Origin of the sequence: Nonomuraea composti, assembly GCF_012034275.1 — a bacterium.
In the GTDB taxonomy this organism is placed as follows: domain Bacteria; phylum Actinomycetota; class Actinomycetes; order Streptosporangiales; family Streptosporangiaceae; genus Nonomuraea; species Nonomuraea composti.
Window position 1 is genome coordinate 1 of sequence record NZ_JAATEP010000006.1, and the last position, 17,696, is coordinate 17,696.

Annotated in this window: 16 protein-coding genes; 4 read left to right on the forward strand and 12 right to left on the reverse strand. The window is 73.1% G+C overall.

From position 1 onward, the window contains the following. The 7 genes from HCN51_RS10415 to HCN51_RS10445 form a co-directional block, all read right to left on the reverse strand. Window positions 1-1,468: hypothetical protein (locus HCN51_RS10415; protein WP_206066834.1), on the reverse strand; the 1,468-nt coding region annotated here is incomplete at its 3' end. 63 nt (window positions 1,469-1,531) lie between these two features. Further along, window positions 1,532-1,744, reverse strand: coding sequence for a DUF2277 domain-containing protein (locus tag HCN51_RS10420; protein WP_080041988.1), 213 nt, complete (start codon window positions 1,742-1,744; stop codon window positions 1,532-1,534). Window positions 1,745-1,748: 4 nt separating this feature from the next. Next, window positions 1,749-2,489: an IclR family transcriptional regulator gene (locus HCN51_RS10425; RefSeq protein WP_168009143.1), complete on the reverse strand. Its 741-nt coding sequence runs from the start codon at window positions 2,487-2,489 to the stop codon at window positions 1,749-1,751. A gap of 15 nt (window positions 2,490-2,504) precedes the next feature. Continuing rightward, complete coding sequence (locus HCN51_RS10430) at window positions 2,505-3,626, reverse strand: alpha/beta hydrolase family protein (protein ID WP_168009145.1); 1,122 nt, start codon at window positions 3,624-3,626, stop codon at window positions 2,505-2,507. Between the two features lie 11 nt (window positions 3,627-3,637). Continuing rightward, on the reverse strand, window positions 3,638-5,008 hold the full coding sequence (locus tag HCN51_RS10435; RefSeq protein ID WP_168009147.1) for a S41 family peptidase: 1,371 nt from the start codon (window positions 5,006-5,008) through the stop codon (window positions 3,638-3,640). Beyond that, on the reverse strand, window positions 5,005-6,081 hold the full coding sequence (locus tag HCN51_RS10440; RefSeq protein ID WP_168009149.1) for an ABC transporter permease: 1,077 nt from the start codon (window positions 6,079-6,081) through the stop codon (window positions 5,005-5,007). Before HCN51_RS10440 ends, HCN51_RS10435 begins: the two co-directional genes overlap by 4 nt. Next, window positions 6,078-6,806, reverse strand: a complete 729-nt coding sequence (locus HCN51_RS10445; protein ID WP_168009151.1) for an ATP-binding cassette domain-containing protein — start codon at window positions 6,804-6,806, stop codon at window positions 6,078-6,080. Before HCN51_RS10445 ends, HCN51_RS10440 begins: the two co-directional genes overlap by 4 nt. A gap of 172 nt (window positions 6,807-6,978) precedes the next feature. Here HCN51_RS10445 and HCN51_RS10450 point away from each other — a divergent pair, with 172 nt between their 5' ends. Together HCN51_RS10450 and HCN51_RS10455 are read left to right on the forward strand one after the other, a co-directional pair. Beyond that, the gene (locus HCN51_RS10450; RefSeq protein WP_168009153.1) at window positions 6,979-8,292 is read left to right on the forward strand and encodes a sensor histidine kinase; all 1,314 of its coding nucleotides are present in this window, start codon (window positions 6,979-6,981) and stop codon (window positions 8,290-8,292) included. Next, a complete protein-coding gene (locus HCN51_RS10455; protein ID WP_168009155.1) occupies window positions 8,289-8,960 on the forward strand; it encodes a response regulator in 672 nt (223 codons plus the stop codon). The genes HCN51_RS10450 and HCN51_RS10455 overlap by 4 nt, the downstream gene beginning before the upstream one ends. Window positions 8,961-8,973: 13 nt before the next feature. On the opposite strand, the gene HCN51_RS10460 is transcribed toward HCN51_RS10455, so the two are convergent. Genes HCN51_RS10460 through aceB form a run of 5 tightly spaced genes read right to left on the reverse strand, consistent with a single transcriptional unit; the run spans window position 8,974 to window position 15,106 of the window. Further along, window positions 8,974-9,708: an IclR family transcriptional regulator gene (locus HCN51_RS10460; protein WP_346433598.1), complete on the reverse strand. Its 735-nt coding sequence runs from the start codon at window positions 9,706-9,708 to the stop codon at window positions 8,974-8,976. Window positions 9,709-9,710: 2 nt separating this feature from the next. Continuing rightward, window positions 9,711-10,913 carry a heterodisulfide reductase-related iron-sulfur binding cluster gene (locus HCN51_RS10465; RefSeq protein ID WP_168009159.1) on the reverse strand — a complete coding sequence of 401 codons (1,203 nt, stop codon included), beginning with the start codon at window positions 10,911-10,913 and terminating at the stop codon, window positions 9,711-9,713. Between the two features lie 2 nt (window positions 10,914-10,915). Then, entirely contained in the window at window positions 10,916-12,085 is a 1,170-nt protein-coding gene (locus tag HCN51_RS10470; RefSeq protein WP_168009161.1) for an FAD-binding oxidoreductase, read from the reverse strand. Beyond that, window positions 12,082-13,518: an FAD-linked oxidase C-terminal domain-containing protein gene (locus tag HCN51_RS10475; RefSeq protein WP_168009163.1), complete on the reverse strand. Its 1,437-nt coding sequence runs from the start codon at window positions 13,516-13,518 to the stop codon at window positions 12,082-12,084. The genes HCN51_RS10470 and HCN51_RS10475 overlap by 4 nt, the downstream gene beginning before the upstream one ends. 10 nt (window positions 13,519-13,528) lie before the next feature. Then, complete coding sequence (gene aceB / locus HCN51_RS10480) at window positions 13,529-15,106, reverse strand: malate synthase A (RefSeq protein WP_168009165.1); 1,578 nt, start codon at window positions 15,104-15,106, stop codon at window positions 13,529-13,531. A 147-nt stretch (window positions 15,107-15,253) separates the two neighbouring features. Between aceB and HCN51_RS10485 the strand changes: the two genes are divergently transcribed. Then, a complete protein-coding gene (locus HCN51_RS10485) occupies window positions 15,254-15,949 on the forward strand; it encodes a DUF4097 family beta strand repeat-containing protein (protein WP_080041977.1) in 696 nt (231 codons plus the stop codon). A 99-nt stretch (window positions 15,950-16,048) separates the two neighbouring features. After that, entirely contained in the window at window positions 16,049-17,470 is a 1,422-nt protein-coding gene (gene hflX / locus HCN51_RS10490) for a GTPase HflX (RefSeq protein ID WP_428981532.1), read from the forward strand. Window positions 17,471-17,696 lie beyond the last annotated feature (226 nt).

Here is a 17,696-nt window from a genome sequence, read left to right on the forward strand (position 1 = left end):
TGCCCTGGTCCTCGCCCAGCATCAGCTCGGCCACCTGGTGGTCGTCGTGCGTGACGGGGAAGCGCACCCGGACCGGGCAGGCGGGGGAGACGATGCGGGAGCCGTCGGCGGCGATGTACTGGGCGCGCACCTGGTACTCGCCGGGGAGCTGGAAGTAGTGGCCGTCACGGCCGTGCCCGATGTACGCGCTGCGGTACATGGCCGGATTGCCCTCGTCGAGGCGGATCTCGGGTGAGGTGTCCACGCAGTGCCGCATCATCGGCCGGTAGAGCACGGTCCTGCCGCTCGGCTGGGTGATCGAGACCTGGGTGAACTCCGTGTCGGGGTGCAGGTGGCCGTGCGTGGTGCGCGGCTCGCCCGCGTACGACAGCTTCAGCTCCACGACGACGGGCTCGCCCAGCTCGTACGCGTCCTTGGCGCGCAGCTCCAGCCGCAGCCCCGAATGGTCCTCGACCGGCTGCTCGAAGGGGGCGACGTCGGCGGCGCCGGTGCCGAAGGCGTTGGCGCCCATGGCGACGTCGCGGTAGAAGCCGTGGCGCAGGTGCACCAGCTCGGCGTCCGTGAACTGGAAGGGGAAGGCGGACCAGTAGCCCTGCTCGCCGCCGGGGCGGTAGTTCTGCACATAGTTCATCCAGGACAGGTCGCCGAAGCCGCCGTCGGGGCCGAGCGGCTGCGGCGGGGTGGCCAGGTTCTTCTGCCAGGAGTGGAGCAGGTTGAAGGCGTGGCCGAGCTCGTGCACGTACGTCCGTAACTGCGCCCGCTGCGCCTGCGGCGTGTCACCCTTGATCGCGTCGTAGAACACCGCGGACCCCTGCCGCTGGTGGGCGTCGTTGTAGTCGAACATGATGCCCCGGTAGCCGCCCACGTGCTTGCTGGCCACCAGCAGCCACACCCGCCAGGCCACCGCGTCCTCGAACGCGCTGAAGTGCCGCGTCATGGCGTGGTGCAGCTCGGCGTCGTCCCACGCCAGGTCCGCGCCGGACCCCTCCACGGGGATGACGCCCGGCTCGGCCAGGGTCAGCTCGATGCCGGCCTCCGCGTACGCGGACACGACGCTCAGCTCCCTGGCGGGCGAGCCGGTCGGCCCGGGCAGCGAGCCCGTCCGGTAGGACACGAACGGCACCGCCCCGACCACGGAGTCCTGCTCCAGCAGCACGCTGCGGAAGTACGGCGAGACGAACGACACCTCGTAGGTGCGCCCCGCGACGGCCGCCGTGCCCGCCTGCCCATCGAGGTCGACGCGCACGTCAGGCACCGGCGTGGCGAACGTGAACTCCCCGCGCCCCTGGATCCGCCCCTCCCGAACGTCGGGAGCGCTGACCACGAACGAGCCGACGTAGGACGTGGTCGCCCCCGCGACGGTGAACAGGTCGCCGCTGACCCGCCCCATCGGCCTGGCCCCGTCGACGTCGACGCGCAGCGCCAGCCTGGAGTCGCCGTCCTGTCCCTGGTACAACCCGCTGATCATGGCAGCTCCCTGGGGGATCGCTGGGGGTTACACCGGGGAGACTTCTCCGGCGGGCAGGCCCTGTCAACGACTCCCGCGAACTTCGAGCGCCCCCAGCAGCTCCTCCGACGCCCTGGTGATCGCCTCGACGGCCCGGTCGAACGCCTCGGCATTGTGTGCGGCCGGCGCGCGGAAGCCGGAGATCTTCCTGACGTACTGCAGGGCCGCGGCCCGCACGTCCTCCTCGGTCACGCTCTCGGTGTACGGCGGGCGCAGGGTCTTGATGCTTCTACACATGGCCCTAACCGTAATATCCGATGCGCTGGCTTATCTCCCGCGCGCCCGCCACCAGCGCCGCGCCCACCTCCGCCAGCCGGTCGGGCGTCAGCCGGTAGGAGGGCCCGGAGGCGCTGACGGCGGCCACCACCGACCCGTCGGCGCCCCTGATCGGCGCCGCCACCGCGTTCAGCCCCACCTCCAGCTCCTCGACCGTGGCGGCCCAGCCGCGCTCCCTGATCTCGTCGAGGCGCAGCTCGTGCGGCGTGGTGATGGTGTGCGGCGTGTAACGCTCCAGCTCGGGGCCGAGCCGCAGCACGCCGAACGCCAGCAGCACCTTGCCGCTGGAGGTGGCGTGGGCGGGCGTGCGCTGCCCGACCCAGTTGTGCCCGCTGATCGCGGCCGGGCCGCGCACCTGGCTGACGTTGACCGCGTCGCCGCCGCGGCCCACCGCGATGTTGACGGTCTCGCCGATCTCCTCCGCCAGCCGCAGGCACACGGGACGGCTCTCGCGCGACAGGTCGAGCTGCGCGGTGGCGGCCCCGGCCAGCCGGACGACGCCGAACCCGAGCCGGTAGCGCCCGCGGTCGCCGCTCTGCTCCACCAGCCCGCCCTGCTCCAGGGCCGCCAGCAGCCGGAACGCCGTGGACTTGTGCACGGCGAGTTCGGCGGCCAGGTCCGTCACCCGGGTGGCGCCGTCGCGGGCCAGGATCTCCAGGATCGCGATGGCCCGATCGACGGACTGAACCGACGCGCTGTTGCTCATAGCGCAACAGGATACTCAGGAGCAGGGACAGAACCGGGCCTCCGGATAGCCCGGTGCCGGCCCGTCCAGGACGGGCCGCCGTTGCGCCTTGAGGTGCAGGTCGAGGAAGGCCGCCACGTAGGTACGGGTCAGCTCCGCGGCACGCTGGGCGGGCAGGATGCCGGAGGCCGACCGGATGCCGAGGGCGTCCGACAGCAGCGGCGTGTCGGTGAAGGACTGGTGCTCCGCGCCCGACAGCACGATCCAGCGCTTCCAGCCGGTGAGCAGCTTCCAGTCGCGCTCCCACGTGGGGGAGGTGACGTGCTCCGCCGACCCCAGGAACAGGAACGGCCGGGAGAACCCGCCCGGCGGGATGCGGGCGTAGGCGGTGCCGTCCATGTCGATCCCGGCCCGCACCCGGGAGTCCTCGATCATGGTCGCCATGGTGCTGGACCCGCCGATCGACTGCCCGGCCATCGCGATGCGGGATCGGTCGATCCGGCCGGATCCATCCCATTTCGACGGCAGCTCGTCGAGCACGAACGAGACGTCGGCCGCCCGGCTGCGCACCAGCCCCGCGCCGAAGCCGGGATCGGAGTTGCTGTCGCAGGCCAGGCACTCGGCGATGGTGCCGTCTTCCAGGGTCGTGGCGTAGCTCTCGTACGGGTGGTCGATCCCGGCGACGACGTACCCCCGGCTGGCCAGGTCCTCGGCCAGTGAGGTCAGCGTGCTGACCGGCTTGGTGAACCCGGGCGAGAGCACCACCAGGGGAAGCTTCCGCCCGCTGGGCTCGGCGTCGGCGACGGCGTTCGTCCGCGTCCTGCTCAGCGTGTCGTACGGCGCGCTCGCGATCCTGCTGCCTCTCATGAGCAGCTCGGACTCCTCGGCCGTCATGTACGGCGCCGGCGGCCCGTCCCGCTGCTCGGTCGGGTACCAGAGGGTCACCGTCAGCTCTCTGGCTTTGGCGTCGAGGTTCCAGGGGTCGGGGCGGGAGGTGTCCTTGAGGTGCAGGACGGTGGTGCCGACCCGGTGGGGGCCGGTGGGCGCGGGCAGGACGGCGGGCCCGGCCGGCGTGGCGGACCCGGCGGCCCTGGGCGCGGTGGGTGCGGTGCAGGCGGTCGCGGCGAGCAGGGCCACGACGGCCACGATCTGTCTCATGAGGGGTCCGTTCACTCGTGGGCCAGGGCCGGGTCCCGCCCGGCGGCCGCGTCGGCCGGGGTCAGCGGCGCGTACCGGTCGGGCGGCACGCCGATCCCGTCGATCACCTCGCCGCCCGCTCCGAGGTGGTAGCGGGCGGGCAGGCTCAGCACGGTGTTGTCACCCAGCAGGTACGACTCCGCGGGCCCGGAGACCACCCCCGCGGTCCTGCCGCCGACCAGCGTGCCGAGCCGCAGGTCCTTGACGGCGGCGCCGAAGTGCTCGCACGCCGACGCGCACCCCCGGTCGACGAGCACCGTCAGCGGCAGGTTCACCAACTGCACGGTGTCGTCGGTGCGCAGGGCCTCGCAGCGGTCGTCCCCCGCGCACAGATACCCGGTGACCTTCCCGTGGGCGAACGCGCTCAGCAGCCGGGTCGCCTCGGTGAGGCTGCCGCCGCCGTTGCCGCGCAGGTCCAGCACGACCCCGGCGAGCGTCCGCGCCTTGCGGAGCCTGGCGATCGCCCGCAGGATCCGCTCCGCCGAGTCGCCGGCGAACCACGTCAGCCGCACGTAGGCGCGGTCGCCGTTCAGCAGCTTCGACCGCACGACCTGGAGGTCGGCCAGCTCCTGCCGGTAGAGGCCGGGTCGGAGCGTCACGGTCCAGCGGCGGCCGGTGCTCCGCCGCAGCAGCCGCAGCCGCACCGGGCGTGCCTCCGGGTACCGGGGCCGCAGGGCGGCGATCGCGGGGGCGACAGCCGTCCCGTCGACGAAGGGTGCCGAGCCGTTGACCGACTCGATGACGTCGCCGGGCCGCACCCCGGCGGCCCGCGCCGCGCCGCCCCGCACGGCGGTGACGAACACCGGCGGCAGGGCGCGGCTCGGCGAGCTGCCGGCATTGGTCTCCAGGCCCAGGCCGTAGCCGTCGCCGTCGTAGGCGTCGGGGTGCTGCCGGACGCCGTGCGCCCACGTGGCGTCGCCGAGCGCGGCCACCATCGCTTCGAGGGTGACCACGGCCAGTCCGTCGCGCCGGCCGGCGAGCTTGCGGTAGACGCTCTCGAACTTGGCCCAGTCGGCCTTCCTGTCCCCGGTCAGCGCCGGCATGACGGCGTCCGGCAGGTCGCGTCCCTCGCGGCCGAGCTCCCGCGTCAGAGCGGCGAACCCGGCCGTCAGCAGCACCCGGGCGTCCATGGTGGCGCCGCGGTGGTGGTGGGCGAGGACGCAGAAGTACGCCTGCTCCACGACGTCGATCGTGGTGGGCGTCTCCGCCCGGGGGGCTCCCTGGGGCGGCGCGCACACCGCGGGCCCCGCCGTGCCCGCCTGCTCGCGCGGCGGGGCCGGAGCCGTGCAAGCCGCCAGGAGGAAGGCGGCGAGCCCGGCGGCCGCGATCCTGGCGCCGGTCATGCCCAGCCTCGCATGATCCGCCGGAAGCACCAGCCCGCCAGGGCCAGGCTGAGCAGGGCGTAGATCCCGGTCTCGCTCCACTGCAACGGCCAGAAGCGCTCCAGGGGCTGGTAGGTCGCCCGCTGCCGGTAGCCGAGCCGGCTGATCTCGGCCAGGCACGCGTCGGTGCTCATGCGTCCCATGGACGGCGCGCAGGGGCCCGACGTCGTGGAGACCGGGACGAACCGCTCGACCGTGGACGACGGCCCGCCGCCCCCGCCGCCGGAGGTCGTCCGCCCGGCGGGGTCGAGAAGCTCGCTGGACAGGACCCACGCGCCCGCGTGCCCGGGCACGGCAGACGTGCTGAGGAAGAGCTGCACGGGCCCGCCGCCCGGCCCGGACACGTGGACGCTGTCCACGTTCGCCGGGCCGAGCTCGAAGGCCGCGCTCACCGGCGGCATCAGGTGGGGCCGGACCAGGAACGGCACGGCGAGCTGGAACGCGGCGAAGACGGCCAGCGTGAGCGCCATGGCGGGCAGGGTGCGCCGCACTAGCATGCCCGTGGTCACGCCGAGGACGAAGGCGAAGGCCGCGTACCCTATCGGGGCGATGCCCCGCGCCCCGAACACCAGAGGGGACATCTGGGCCAGCTCCGGCACCGCCGACCTGTCCAGCGGGCCGGACCACCAGGTCACCGCGAGACCGCACGCGCCGGCGGCGGCCATGGCGGCCAGGCCGGCGAGCCCCAGCTTGACCGCCAGCCACCGGGTCCTGGTGACGCTCTGGTTCCACACCAGCAGGTGGGTGCCCGACTCCAGCTCGCGGGCGATCAGCGGCGCCCCCCAGAAGAGCCCCACCAGCGCCGGCAGGAGCAGCACGACGAGGGTGAGGGCCAGGAACGGGAGCTGGTGCTCGTCGAAGAAGCGGTCGAAGAAGTCGTCGCACGTCCCGGCCGGGGCGCAGCCGGCGATCCCCGCGGAGTAGCGGGACGCCAGCTCCGGGCCGGTCAGGGCCAGCACGGCGATGAGGACGAGGAGGGCGGCGGCCGTCGTCAGCGCCGTGCCACGCAGTTGCCGCCAGGTCAGCCAGATCATGGCCGGGCCTCCAGGTAGGTCAGGACGAGGTCTTCCAGGCTGAGCCGCCCGCCGGGCCGCCGGTGGGCGGCCAGCAGCTCCTCGGTACGCCCCGCGAGCCGCACCCGGGAGCCGGCGAGCACGATCAGGTAGTCGCAGACCTTCTCCAGGTCGGAGACCACGTGCGAGGAGAGCACGACGCTCAGCTCGTGCTCGGCGGCGGCCTCCGCCAGCCCGCGCGCGAAGTCGCGGCGGGCCAGCGGGTCGAGCGCGGCCACCGGCTCGTCCAGGATCAGCAGGTCGGGCCGCTTGGCCAGGCCGAGGGTGAGGGCGAGCTGGGCGCGCTGGCCGCCCGACAGCCGGCCCGCGCGGCGGCCGGGGTCGAGCCCGAGGCGGGCGACGCGCTCGCGGGCCAGGCCGTCGTCCCAGCGGGGGTTGAGCCGGGCGCCGAGCCGCAGGTGCTCGGACACGGTGAGGCCCGCGTACAGGGGCGTCTCCTGCGCCACGAACCCGACCCTGGCGAGCTGCGCGGGCGTGCTCACTGGCCGGCCGCCGAGCACGGTGACATCGCCCGCGGTCGGCTGGAGCTGGCCGGCGGCGAGCTTCAGCAGCGTGGTCTTGCCGGCCCCGTTGGGGCCCACCAGCCCCACGACGTGGCCGGCGGGGACGTCGACGGTGCACTCGCGCAGCGCCCAGCGCCGGCCGTACCTTTTGCCCAGGGCCTGGGCCCGCAAGACAGTGGTCACTCCGTGTCCTCCTGACGGAAAAGGGGTGGTCGGTGCAAGGAACCTAGGCACCAACCCCTCCGGCGCGCGTCGGCCGTCGAAGCGAGATCGGGTACGGCGCGAGAACGACGGGCCGCCGGGTCATCCCTGCGATGTACGCCCCCAGACCGTCACGTCCTCGCCATCACGGCCGATGCGCGACGATCGGGGCGGGCGTGACAATGAGCCGGTGGAGACCAGGGAACGACGGCCGTGGCGGCGGCGGGTGCTCGACCTGTACCGCCGGCTGAACGAGGACCACTCGCCGCCGGAGCGGCCGTCCCGCGTGGCGCTCGCCGCCGACGTGGTGGTCGCCGTCGTCCTCACGGTCGTCGCGGTGACCCTGTCGGCGCGGCTCTCCCTGCCCGGGCCGGTCCAGCCGGTCCCGCGCTTCCCGCCCCTTCCGCCCCTCCCGCCCGTTGCGTCCCGGGAGCCGTCCGCGTTCCTCGTGGCGCTGACGACGCTGCCGCTGGCGGTGCGGCGCCTGTACCCGCTGACCGCGTTCTGGGTGGTGCTGGTGGCGGCGCGGGCCACCCACGAGGCGGCGACCTGGGTGTCCGTGCTGGCCTGCGCGATCGCCGCGTACACGGCCGTCGTCCACAGCCGCAACCGGCTCCTGGTGACGGCCGGTCTCGTGCTCGGGGCCGGGCTGGCCGGCGCCGGGTTCGGGGACGTGGCGCCCACGCTGCCGGGCTGGGTGCTGCCGATCCTCGTCCTGCTGGGCGTCGCGGTGGCCGGCGGCCTCGTCCGCTCCTGGCGGCGGCGGCTGGCCGCCGGCCGGCGGCGCCTGGCCGAGCTGCGGCAGGAGCAGGAGGACGCCATGCGCAGGGCGGTCGCGGAGGAGCGCTCCCGCATCGCCGCCGAGCTGCACGACGTGGTGACCCACAATGTGAGCGTGATGGTGATCCAGGCGGGCGCGGCCCGCAAGGTGATGGACGCGGAGCCGGAGCAGTCGAAACAGGCCCTGCTCGCGATCGAGTCCGGCGGCCGGGCCGCGATGGCCGAGCTGCGCCACGTCATGGGCCTGCTCGCCGGTCCTGGCGGCGAGCGCATCGACGGCCCGTCCGACGGGCTCGAACCGCAGCCGGGGCTCGACCGGCTCGACGCCCTGGTGGAGCGGGTCCGCGCCGCCGGCGTGCCGGTACGCGTCACGGTGCCGTCTCTCGGGCCGCTGCCGCCCGGGATCGACCTGGCCGCCTACCGCGTCGTCCAGGAAGCCCTCACCAACACGATCAAGCATGCCGCGGGGGCCGCCGCGTCCGTGACGATCGGCCGCGACGGCGACGCGCTGGAGATCGAGGTGACCGACACCGGCGGCGTCCCCGCCGCCGGGCCCCGAGCGGGCGGCGGCCGGGGGCTGATGGGGCTGCGCGAGCGCCTGGCCGTCTACGGCGGGACGCTGGAGGCCGGGCCGACGGCCGACGGCGGGTTCAGGGTCAGGGCCCGCATCCCGGGGAGCGGCGCATGAGCGAGCGGTTGCGCGCCGTCCTCGCCGACGACCAGGCGCTGGTCCGCACGGGGTTCCGGATGATCCTCACCGCCGACGGCATCGACGTCGTGGCCGAGGCCGCCGACGGGGAGGAGGCCGTCGCCGCGGTCCGGCGTACGAGGCCGGACGTCGTCCTCATGGACATCCGCATGCCGCACATGGACGGCCTCGAAGCCACCCGGCGGATCCTGGGGAGCGGCGCCGAGGACACCCGCGTGCTGATCCTGACCACCTACGACCTCGACCACTACGTGTACGCGGCGCTCGCCGCGGGCGCCAGCGGCTTCCTGCTGAAGGACGTCACCCCCGAGCACCTGGTGGCCGCGGTGCGCCTGGTGCGCTCCGGCGACGCGCTGCTCGCCCCCACCATCACCCGCCGCCTGGTGGAGCGGTTCGCCCGCCGCGACGACGCACGGCCCGCCCTGCACCGCGACCTGGCCGAGCTGACGCCGCGCGAGCTGGACGTGCTGCGCCTGCTCGCCACCGGCCTGAGCAACGCCGAGCTGGCCGAGCGGCTGTCGCTCAGCGTGGCCACGGTGAAGACGCACGTCGCCCGCATCCTGGCCAAGCTGGGCCTGCGCGACCGGGTGCAGGCCGTGGTGGTCGCCTACGAGACCGGCCTGGTCTCGCCGGGCGGCCCCGACTGAGGCGGGCCGTACGTCAGCCCGGCCCCAGCTCGCCGCCGAAGTCGAGCGCGATCTTGCGCATGCGCTCGGCCAGGTCGTCGCGGTCGAGCGCGTCGATGCGCTCGGCCGGACCCGACACCGACATCGCGGCCACCACCCGCTCGCCGTCCCACACGGGCACGGCCAGGCAGTGCACGCCCAGCTCCTCCTCGCCCAGGTCCATCGCGTAGCCGCGGCTCTTGACCGCGCCCAGCTCGGCCAGCATGTCGTGGACGTCGGTGATCGTGTTGGGGGTGCGGCGCGGCATGCCGGTGCGCTCGAACACCGCCACCGCCTCGGCCGCCGGCCGCCCGGCCAGCAGCACCTTGCCCACCGCCGTGCTGTGCGGCAGCACCCGCCGCCCCACCTCGGCGAACATCCGCAGCCTGCGCGGCGACGGCACCTGCGCCACGTAGACGACGAAGTCGCCTTCGAGCACCGCCAGGTTCGCCGTCTCGCCGGACAGCTCGACCATCCTGGTCAGGTACGGCTGCGCCCATGTGCCGACCATGCTCTCCGCGATGCCGCCCAGCCGTACCAGGCCGCCGCCCAGGGCGTAGCGGCGGTCGGATTCCTGGCGTACGTACCCGCGGGCGAGCAGGGTCTGCAGCAGCCGGTGGATGGTGCCGTACGGCAGCCCGGTCCGCGCGGCGATCTCCGACAGCCCGGCCTCGCCGCCGTGCTCGGCCAGCGCTTCGAGCACGTCGAGTGCCCGTTCCACGCTCTGCACGCTCACAGCGTGACCCCGCGCAGCGAGGCGTCCAGCACCTCGGCCGTGTGCGCCACCCTGATCGCGCTGCCGCCGCGCCGCATGGCGGCGGCGATCTGCATCGTGCACCCCGGGTTGGCCGAGACCAGCAGCTCGGCGCCGGTCGTGCCGACCGCCCTGGCCTTGCGGTCGCCGAGGTCGCGGGCGGCCTCGGGCTGGAGCAGGTTGTACGTGCCCGCGGACCCGCAGCAGATGGCCGACTCGGGGATCTCGCGCAGCTCCAGCTCGGGGATCGCGCTCAGCAGCTCGCGCGGCTGCGCCCGCACCCCCTGGGCGTGGGCCAGGTGGCAGGCGTCGTGGTAGGCGACGGTGAGCGGCAGCGGGTGCCGCTTGGCGACGGGGCCCAGCTCGGCCAGGTATTCCGACAGGTCCACGACACGGAACGGCGGCTCGTGCCCCAGCAGCTCGCCGTACTCCTTCATGGAGGAGCCGCAGCCGGCCGCGTTCACCACGACGGTGTCGACCCCGGCCCGCTCGAACGCCCGGATCGTCCGGCTCGCCAGCCGCCTGGCCTGCCCGTCGCGCCCGGAGTGCACGCTGAGCGCCCCGCAGCAGCCCTGCTCGGGCGGGACGACCACGTCGCAGCCCTCCAGCGCCAGCACCCGCGCGGTGGCCGCGTTGACCTGCGGGAAGAACTCCCGCTGCACGCAGCCGAGCAGCATCCCCACGGTGGCGCGGCGCTCGCCCCTGGCCCTGACCAGGCGCGGCAGCCGTTGCCTGCGCCGCACGCGGGGCGCCAGCGTGGCCATGGCGCCCAGGCTCGGGTTCGCGCGGGTGAGGAACGGCGCCATCCGCTCCGCCAGCCACATGGTCGGCCGCAGCAGCCGCAGCCGCCTGGGGTAGGGGAACAGGCTGAACACGATGCCGCGCACGGCCCGGTCGTGCGGCTCGCGCACGTGCTGCCGCTCCACCTCCACCCTGGTCTGCTCGATCAGCCGGTCGTAGCGCACGCCGGACGGGCAGGCAGTCACGCACGCCATGCAGCCGAGGCAGGCGTCGAAGTGCCCGGCCATCTCGGGCGTGATCGGGGTGCCCTCGACGTGCTGCTTCATCAGGTGGATGCGGCCGCGCGGCGAGTCCATCTCCTCGCCCCACAGCGCGTACGTGGGGCACGTCGGCAGGCAGAACCCGCAGTGCACGCAGTCGTTGATCAGCTTCGGGTCCACGATCAGATGCCTCCCACGAACCGTCCGGGAGACATCCTGCGCCCGGGATCGAACCGTTCCTTGACCCGCCGCATCAGCGGCAGCCCGCTCACCCGCCCCCACCGGTCGCGCCCGTCGTACGGGGCGGCCAGCACGTGCACCCGCGCTCGTTCGCGCAGCCGCGCGACGGCGGCGGCCAGCTCGTCCTCGGCCATGTCGCGCCGCGCCTCCAGCAGCACCCGGCCGGCGGCCAGCGAGCCGCGCAGGGCCAGCCCGGTCGAGGCCACCGCGTCGAGGACGCTCCCGGCGCCCGCCGGCAGGAACCGCGCCTCGGCCAGCACCTCGTCGCGCTCGATCAGCCCCCACCACGGCGGCCGTTCCTCGGTGACGGAGCCGCCGGCCAGCTCGCGCAGCGCCCCGGCCCTGGCCTCGGCCGCCGCGCCCTCCACCAGCGCCGCCAGCGTGAGCGGCCCGCCGGGGTCCGGCCAGTCGACCTCGACCGCGCTCGGCTCGGCCTGCGAGGCCGCCAGCGCCGCCGCGACCCGGGCCGCCTCGGCACGCTCCAGCTCGGCGACGACCCAGCGGCGGGCGGCGGGCAGCGGGTGCAGGCGGAACGTGGCCTCCGCGATGACGCCGAGCGTGCCGTAGGAGCCGGTGAAGAGCTTGCCCAGGTCGTAGCCGGCGACGTTCTTGACGACCTTGCCGCCGGAGCGGGCGATCGTCCCGTCGGGCAGCACCACCGTGATGCCGATGAGCAGGTCGCGGGCGGTGCCGTAACGGAAGGAGCGCGGCCCCGGCAGGGCGGTGGCCAGCGTGCCGCCGACCGTGGCGTCCTGCGGGAAGGGCACGTCGAGCGCCAGCTCCTGCCCCTTGGCGGCGAGCGTGCCCGCCAGCGCGTCCATGGTCACCCCGGCCTGCGCGCGCACCACCAGGTCACCGGCGGCGTGCTCCAGGATCTCGTTCACGCAGCACAGGTCGAGCAGCACGTCGCACCGCTCGGGCGGCGGGCCCCAGTGCAGCTTCGTGCCGCCGCCGGCGGGCACCACCGCCAGGTCCCGCTCGGCGCAGGCGCGCAGCACGGCGGCGATCTCCTCGGTCGTCTCCGGCAGCGCCACCCAGCGGGGCAGCACCCCGTTCACCGCGTCCTCCGGGACCGCGTCCCGGACGGTGACCTCCTCGACCTCCGCGATCAAAACTGCTCCGCCTTCCCCGACTCGACCAGCGGATGCACGCCCTTGCGCACGCCCGGCACCTCGCCGCACAGGCGCGGGGTGGGGAACACCTTGCCCGGGTTCGCCAGCCCGCGGGGGTCGAACGCGCACCGGACGAGCTGCATCGTGTCGAGGTCGTCCGCGCTGAACATCTTCGGCATGTAACGGGCCTTGTCCACGCCCACCCCGTGCTCGCCCGTGATCGAGCCGCCGTGCTCGACGCACAGGTCGAGGATCGCCCCCGACACCACCTCGGCCCGCTCGCCCGCCCCCGGCTCCTCGTCGTCGAACAGCACCAGCGGATGCAGGTTGCCGTCGCCCGCGTGGAAGACGTTGGCCACCCGGATGCCGTGCTCCGCCGACAGCCGGTCGATCGCGGCCAGCACGGCCGGCAGCGACGTGCGCGGCACCACGCCGTCCTGCACGATGTAGGCCGGGCTGATCCGCCCGACGGCGGCGAACGCCGACTTGCGGCCCTTCCAGATCGCCGCCCGCTCGGCCGCGTCCGCCGCCACGCGCAGCTCGAACGCGTTCGCGCAGATCTGCCGCAACCGGGCGAACTGCAGCTCCACCTCGGCGGCCGGCCCGTCCAGCTCCACGATCAGCACCGCGCCCGCGCCCTCCGGGTACGAGCAGGCCACCGCCGCCTCGGCCGCCTCGATGGCCAGCGCGTCCATCATCTCGATCGCGGCCGGCACGATGCCCGCCCCGATGATCGCCGAGACGGCCTGCCCGCCCTGCTCGATGCTCTCGAACGCGGCCAGCACCGTCGTCACCGCCTCCGGCGCGCGGCTCAGCCGTACCGTGATCTTGGTGGCGATGCCCAGCGTGCCCTCCGAGCCGATGAACGCCCCCAGCAGGTCGTAGCCCGGATCCATGCGGTCGAGCGTGACCAGGTCGCCGTCCGGGGTGACGATCTCGCACGCCTCCACGTGGTTGACGGTGAAGCCGTACTTCAGGCAGTGGGCGCCGCCGGAGTTCTCCGCGACGTTGCCGCCGATCGAGCAGACCTGCTGGCTGGAGGGATCGGGGGCGTAGTAGTAGCCCTGGTGGCGGACGGCCTCGGTGATGGCCAGGTTCGTCACGCCGGGCTCCACGACCGCGCGGCGGTTCGCGAGGTCGATCTCCAGGATGGCGCGCATCTTGGAGGTGACGATGAGCACGCCGTCCTCGCGCGGGAGCGCGCCCCCCGACAGGCCGGTGCCCGAGCCCCTGGCCACGAACGGCACGCCGTGCTCGTTGCACAGCCGTACCACCTGGGCGACCTGCTCGGCCGTGCCGGGCAGCACGACCACGCCGGGGGTCGCCCGGTGGTAGGTGAGGCCGTCGCACTCGTACGTGCGCAGCCGCACCGGATCGGTGATGACCGAATCGGCGGGCAGAACCGAACGCAGAGCCGCTACCAGCGTGTCCATCATCAGATATTTACGGCATTCTCGCGTAGGCGGGAAGGGTCAGAAACTCGGCGAACTCGTCGTCCAGGGCCACTTCCTTGAACAGCGCGGTCGCCTGGCCGAACAGCTTCTCGTCGTAGCCGGGCTCCATGGCGATCTTGGCCAGCTCCTCGGTGATGATCCGCTCGACCAGCTCCTTCGTCACCTGGTGGCCGGTGTCGGCGAGCGTGATGTCGTTGTGGATCCACTGCCAGATCTGCGAGCGGGAGATCTCGGCGGTGGCGGCGTCCTCCATGAGGTTGTGGATGGCCACCGCGCCCAGCCCGCCCATCCAGGCGGCCAGGTAACGCAGCGCCACGTCCACGTTGTTGCGCAGCCCCGCCTCGGTGATGTCGCCCGGCGTCTCGGAGACGGCCAGCAGGTCGGCGGCCGAGACGCTGACGTCCTCGCGCAGCCGGTCGAGCTGGTTGGGCCGCGAGCCGAGCACGCCGTCGAACACCTCGCGGCAAACCGGCACCAGGTCCGGGTGCGCCACCCACGACCCGTCGAACCCGTCGCCCGACTCGCGCGTCTTGTCCGCCCGCACCTTCTCCAGCGCCACGGCGTTGACCTCGGGGTCCCGGCGCGAGGGGATGAACGCCGCCATCCCGCCGATGGCGTGCGCGCCCCGCTTGTGGCAGGTGCGCACCAGCAGCTCGGTGTACGCGCGCATGAACGGCGCCGTCATCGTCACCGCGTTCCGCTCGGGCAGCAGGAACTCGCGGCCCCGCGTGCGGAACTTCTTGATCACGCTGAACAGGTAGTCCCAGCGGCCCGCGTTCAGGCCCGCCGAGTGCTCGCGCAGCTCGTAGAGGATCTCCTCCATCTCGAACGCCGCCGGGTACGTCTCGATGAGCACCGTGGCCCTGATCGTGCCGTGCGGGATGCCGAGCAGCTGCTGGGCGCGGGTGAACACGTCGTTCCAGAGCCGCGCCTCCAGGTGCGACTCGATCTTGGGCAGGTAGAAGTACGGGCCCTTGCCCTTGTCGATCTGCCGCTGGGCGCAGTGGAAGAAGTAGAGCCCGAAGTCGAACAGCGAGCCCGCGACGGGGTGCCCGTCGACCTGGGCGTGCTTCTCGTCCAGGTGCCAGCCGCGCGGCCGCACCACCACGGTGGCCAGCTCGGCGTCGGGCCTGAGCGCGTACGTCTTGCCGCCGGTCTCGAAGTCGATCGTGCGGTCGAGCGCGTCACGCAGGTTGAGGTGGCCGGCCACGCAGTTCTCCCACAGCGGGGAGTTGGCATCCTCGAAGTCCGCCAGCCACACCTTGGCGCCCGAGTTGAGCGCGTTGATCGTCATCTTCTTGTCGACGGGGCCCGTGATCTCGACGCGGCGGTCCTCCAGGCCGGGCGCCGGGGGAGCGACCTGCCAGTCGCCCTCCCTGATCTCCTTGGTCTCGGGCAGGAAGTCGAGCATGCCGCCCGCCGACAGCTCCGCCTGGCGCGCCTGGCGGGCCTCCAGCAGCTCCAGCCGCCTGGCGCCGAACTCCCGCTGGAGAGCCGCCACGAAATCGAGCGCCTCCGGCGTGAGGATCTCGTCGAACCGGTCGAGCATCGGGCCGGTGATCTCCATGGGACCTCTTCCTTTTCCATTCTGCGGAAAACGAGTTCTGGATGGTGGAAGTGAAGGTACTCCCCTGATGTCCGGGGGTCAAAGGTTGGGGTTCCCCCCGGGGAATCCCCGATACGGGCGCACCCCATCCGGCGCCAGGATGCCCTCATGAAGACGATCGCGATCGCGGGCGGGCTGCTCGCCGCCGCCGCACTGCTGACGGGGTGCGGCCTCTCCGACATCGCCGGCCCCTCCAACGAGGAGTCGACCTCGTACCAGGTGACGGACAAGGTCACCAAGCTCCAGCTCAAGAGCAACGCGGGCGAGGCCGTGATCACCGAGACCGACGGCACCGCCGTACGCGTCACCGAGACCCTGCACTGGCGCGGCGACTCCAACAAGCCCAAGCCGGAGCACAAGGTCGAGGGCGAGGCGCTGTTCGTCACCTACGGCTGCCCGTCGAACTGGGGGAGCTGCAGCGTCGACTACAAGATCGAGATCCCCAAGGGGCTCCCCGTCGACCTCGACGCCGGCTCCGGCAACCTCACCCTCAGGGACCTCACCGGCGAGATCGACGCGCACGTCGGCTCCGGCGACCTGGACGCCGCCGGGCTCGGGGGCAAGAAGGTGCGCGCCGACGCCGGCTCGGGCAACATCGAGCTCACGTACGTCTCCGCGCCCGACGCCGCCGAGCTGAAGACCGGCTCGGGCGACATCGTGCTCAACGTCCCCGACGGCGCCTACGACGTGAAGACCGACGTGGGCTCCGGCGACGCCGAGGTGACCGTCAAGAAGGACACCGCGTCGGCCCACAAGCTCACGCTCACCGCGGGTTCCGGAGACATCACCGTCAAGCCCGCTTGACAGAGTGTGGAGCCACCTGGATAACCAGGTGATTGCGTCGCGGATGTCGTGCCACCATCGTGGGAAGACACTGAGGTGTCCAGACGTTCCCTAATAGAGATGACACGTATGCACGAATACTCCGAGCTCGACGCGTTCGAGACCGGCGACATGGACCTCGAGGATCGCCAGGCGCTGCGCCGCGTGGCGGGCCTCTCCACCGAACTCCAAGATGTCTCCGAGGTCGAGTACCGGCAGCTGCGGCTCGAACGGGTCGTCCTCGTCGGCGTCTGGACCTCCGGCACCGCGGAAGACGCCGACAACTCCCTGCTCGAGCTCAAGCTCCTGGCCGAGACGGCCGGGTCTCAAGTGCTCGACGGGCTCATCCAGCGTCGCCAGAAGCCCGACCCGGCCACGTACATCGGCTCGGGCAAGGCCCTTGAGCTGCGCGACGTCGTCGAGTCCAGCGGCGCCGACACCGTGATCTGCGACGGTGAGCTGACCCCCGGCCAGCTCCGCCAGCTTGAAGACATCGTCAAGGTCAAGGTCATCGACCGCACCGCGCTGATCCTCGACATCTTCGCCCAGCACGCCAAGAGCCGCGAGGGCAAGGCCCAGGTCGAGCTCGCGCAGCTGTCCTACCTGCTGCCGCGCCTGCGCGGCTGGGGTGGCAACCTGTCCCGGCAGGTCGGCGGACGCGCCGCGGGCGGCGTCGGCATCGGCGGCCGCGGCCCCGGTGAGACCAAGATCGAGCTGGATCGGCGCCGCATCCGCGAGCGCATGTCCAAGCTGCGCCGCCAGATCAGCGGCATGTCCACCTCGCGCGAGACCATGCGCCACCGGCGCCAGCGCCGCGAGGTGCCCGCCGTGGCCATCGCCGGCTACACCAACGCCGGCAAGTCCTCCCTGCTCAACCGCGTCACCGGCGCGGGCGTGCTGGTCGAGGACGCGCTGTTCGCCACCCTCGACCCGACCGTGCGCCGCGCGCGCACGCCGGAGGGCAGGCTGTTCACGATCGCCGACACCGTCGGCTTCGTCCGGCACCTGCCGCACCAGCTCGTCGAGGCGTTCCGCTCCACGCTGGAGGAGGTCGCCGACGCCGACCTGATCCTGCACGTGGTCGACGGCTCGCACCCTGACCCCGAGGGGCAGCTCGCGGCCGTGCGCGAGGTGTTCGCCGACATCGACGGCGCCTCCGACATCCCCGAGATCGTCGTGATCAACAAGGCCGACGCGGCCGACCAGGAGGTGCTCGACCGCATCGCCAGGCGCGAGCGCGACAGCATCGTGGTCTCGGCCCGCACGGGCAAGGGCATCCCCGCCCTGATGCAGCTCATCGAGGAGCGGCTGCCGCGGCTCGACCACGAGGTCCACCTGCTGGTGCCGTACGAGCGGGGCGACCTGATCTCGCGGGCCCACAAGGAGGGCGAGGTGCTCTCGGTGGACCACGTGGAGGACGGGACGATCCTGCACGCCCGGGTGCTGCCCAGCCTGTCACAGGAGCTGCTGCGGGTGGGCAAGCCGGTGGAGCGGGTCTCCTAGCCCGTCCTGCGTGTACGGGGTGGCCTGGCCCTCGTGGCCGGGCCACTTCGTCGTGGGGCTTCGTCCCCGGAAAGCGTACACAGTCCCCCAAAAGCGGCAGTGGTCCCCGAACCCTGGGATTGCTAGGATTGGCCAGACCTAACGTTGGTCAGGTTTTGGGTTTGGGTTCTAGGTTTCATGATGGGCAGCGTGAGGGTGTCTGCGTCGTCAGCGGGAGCCGTGGGGA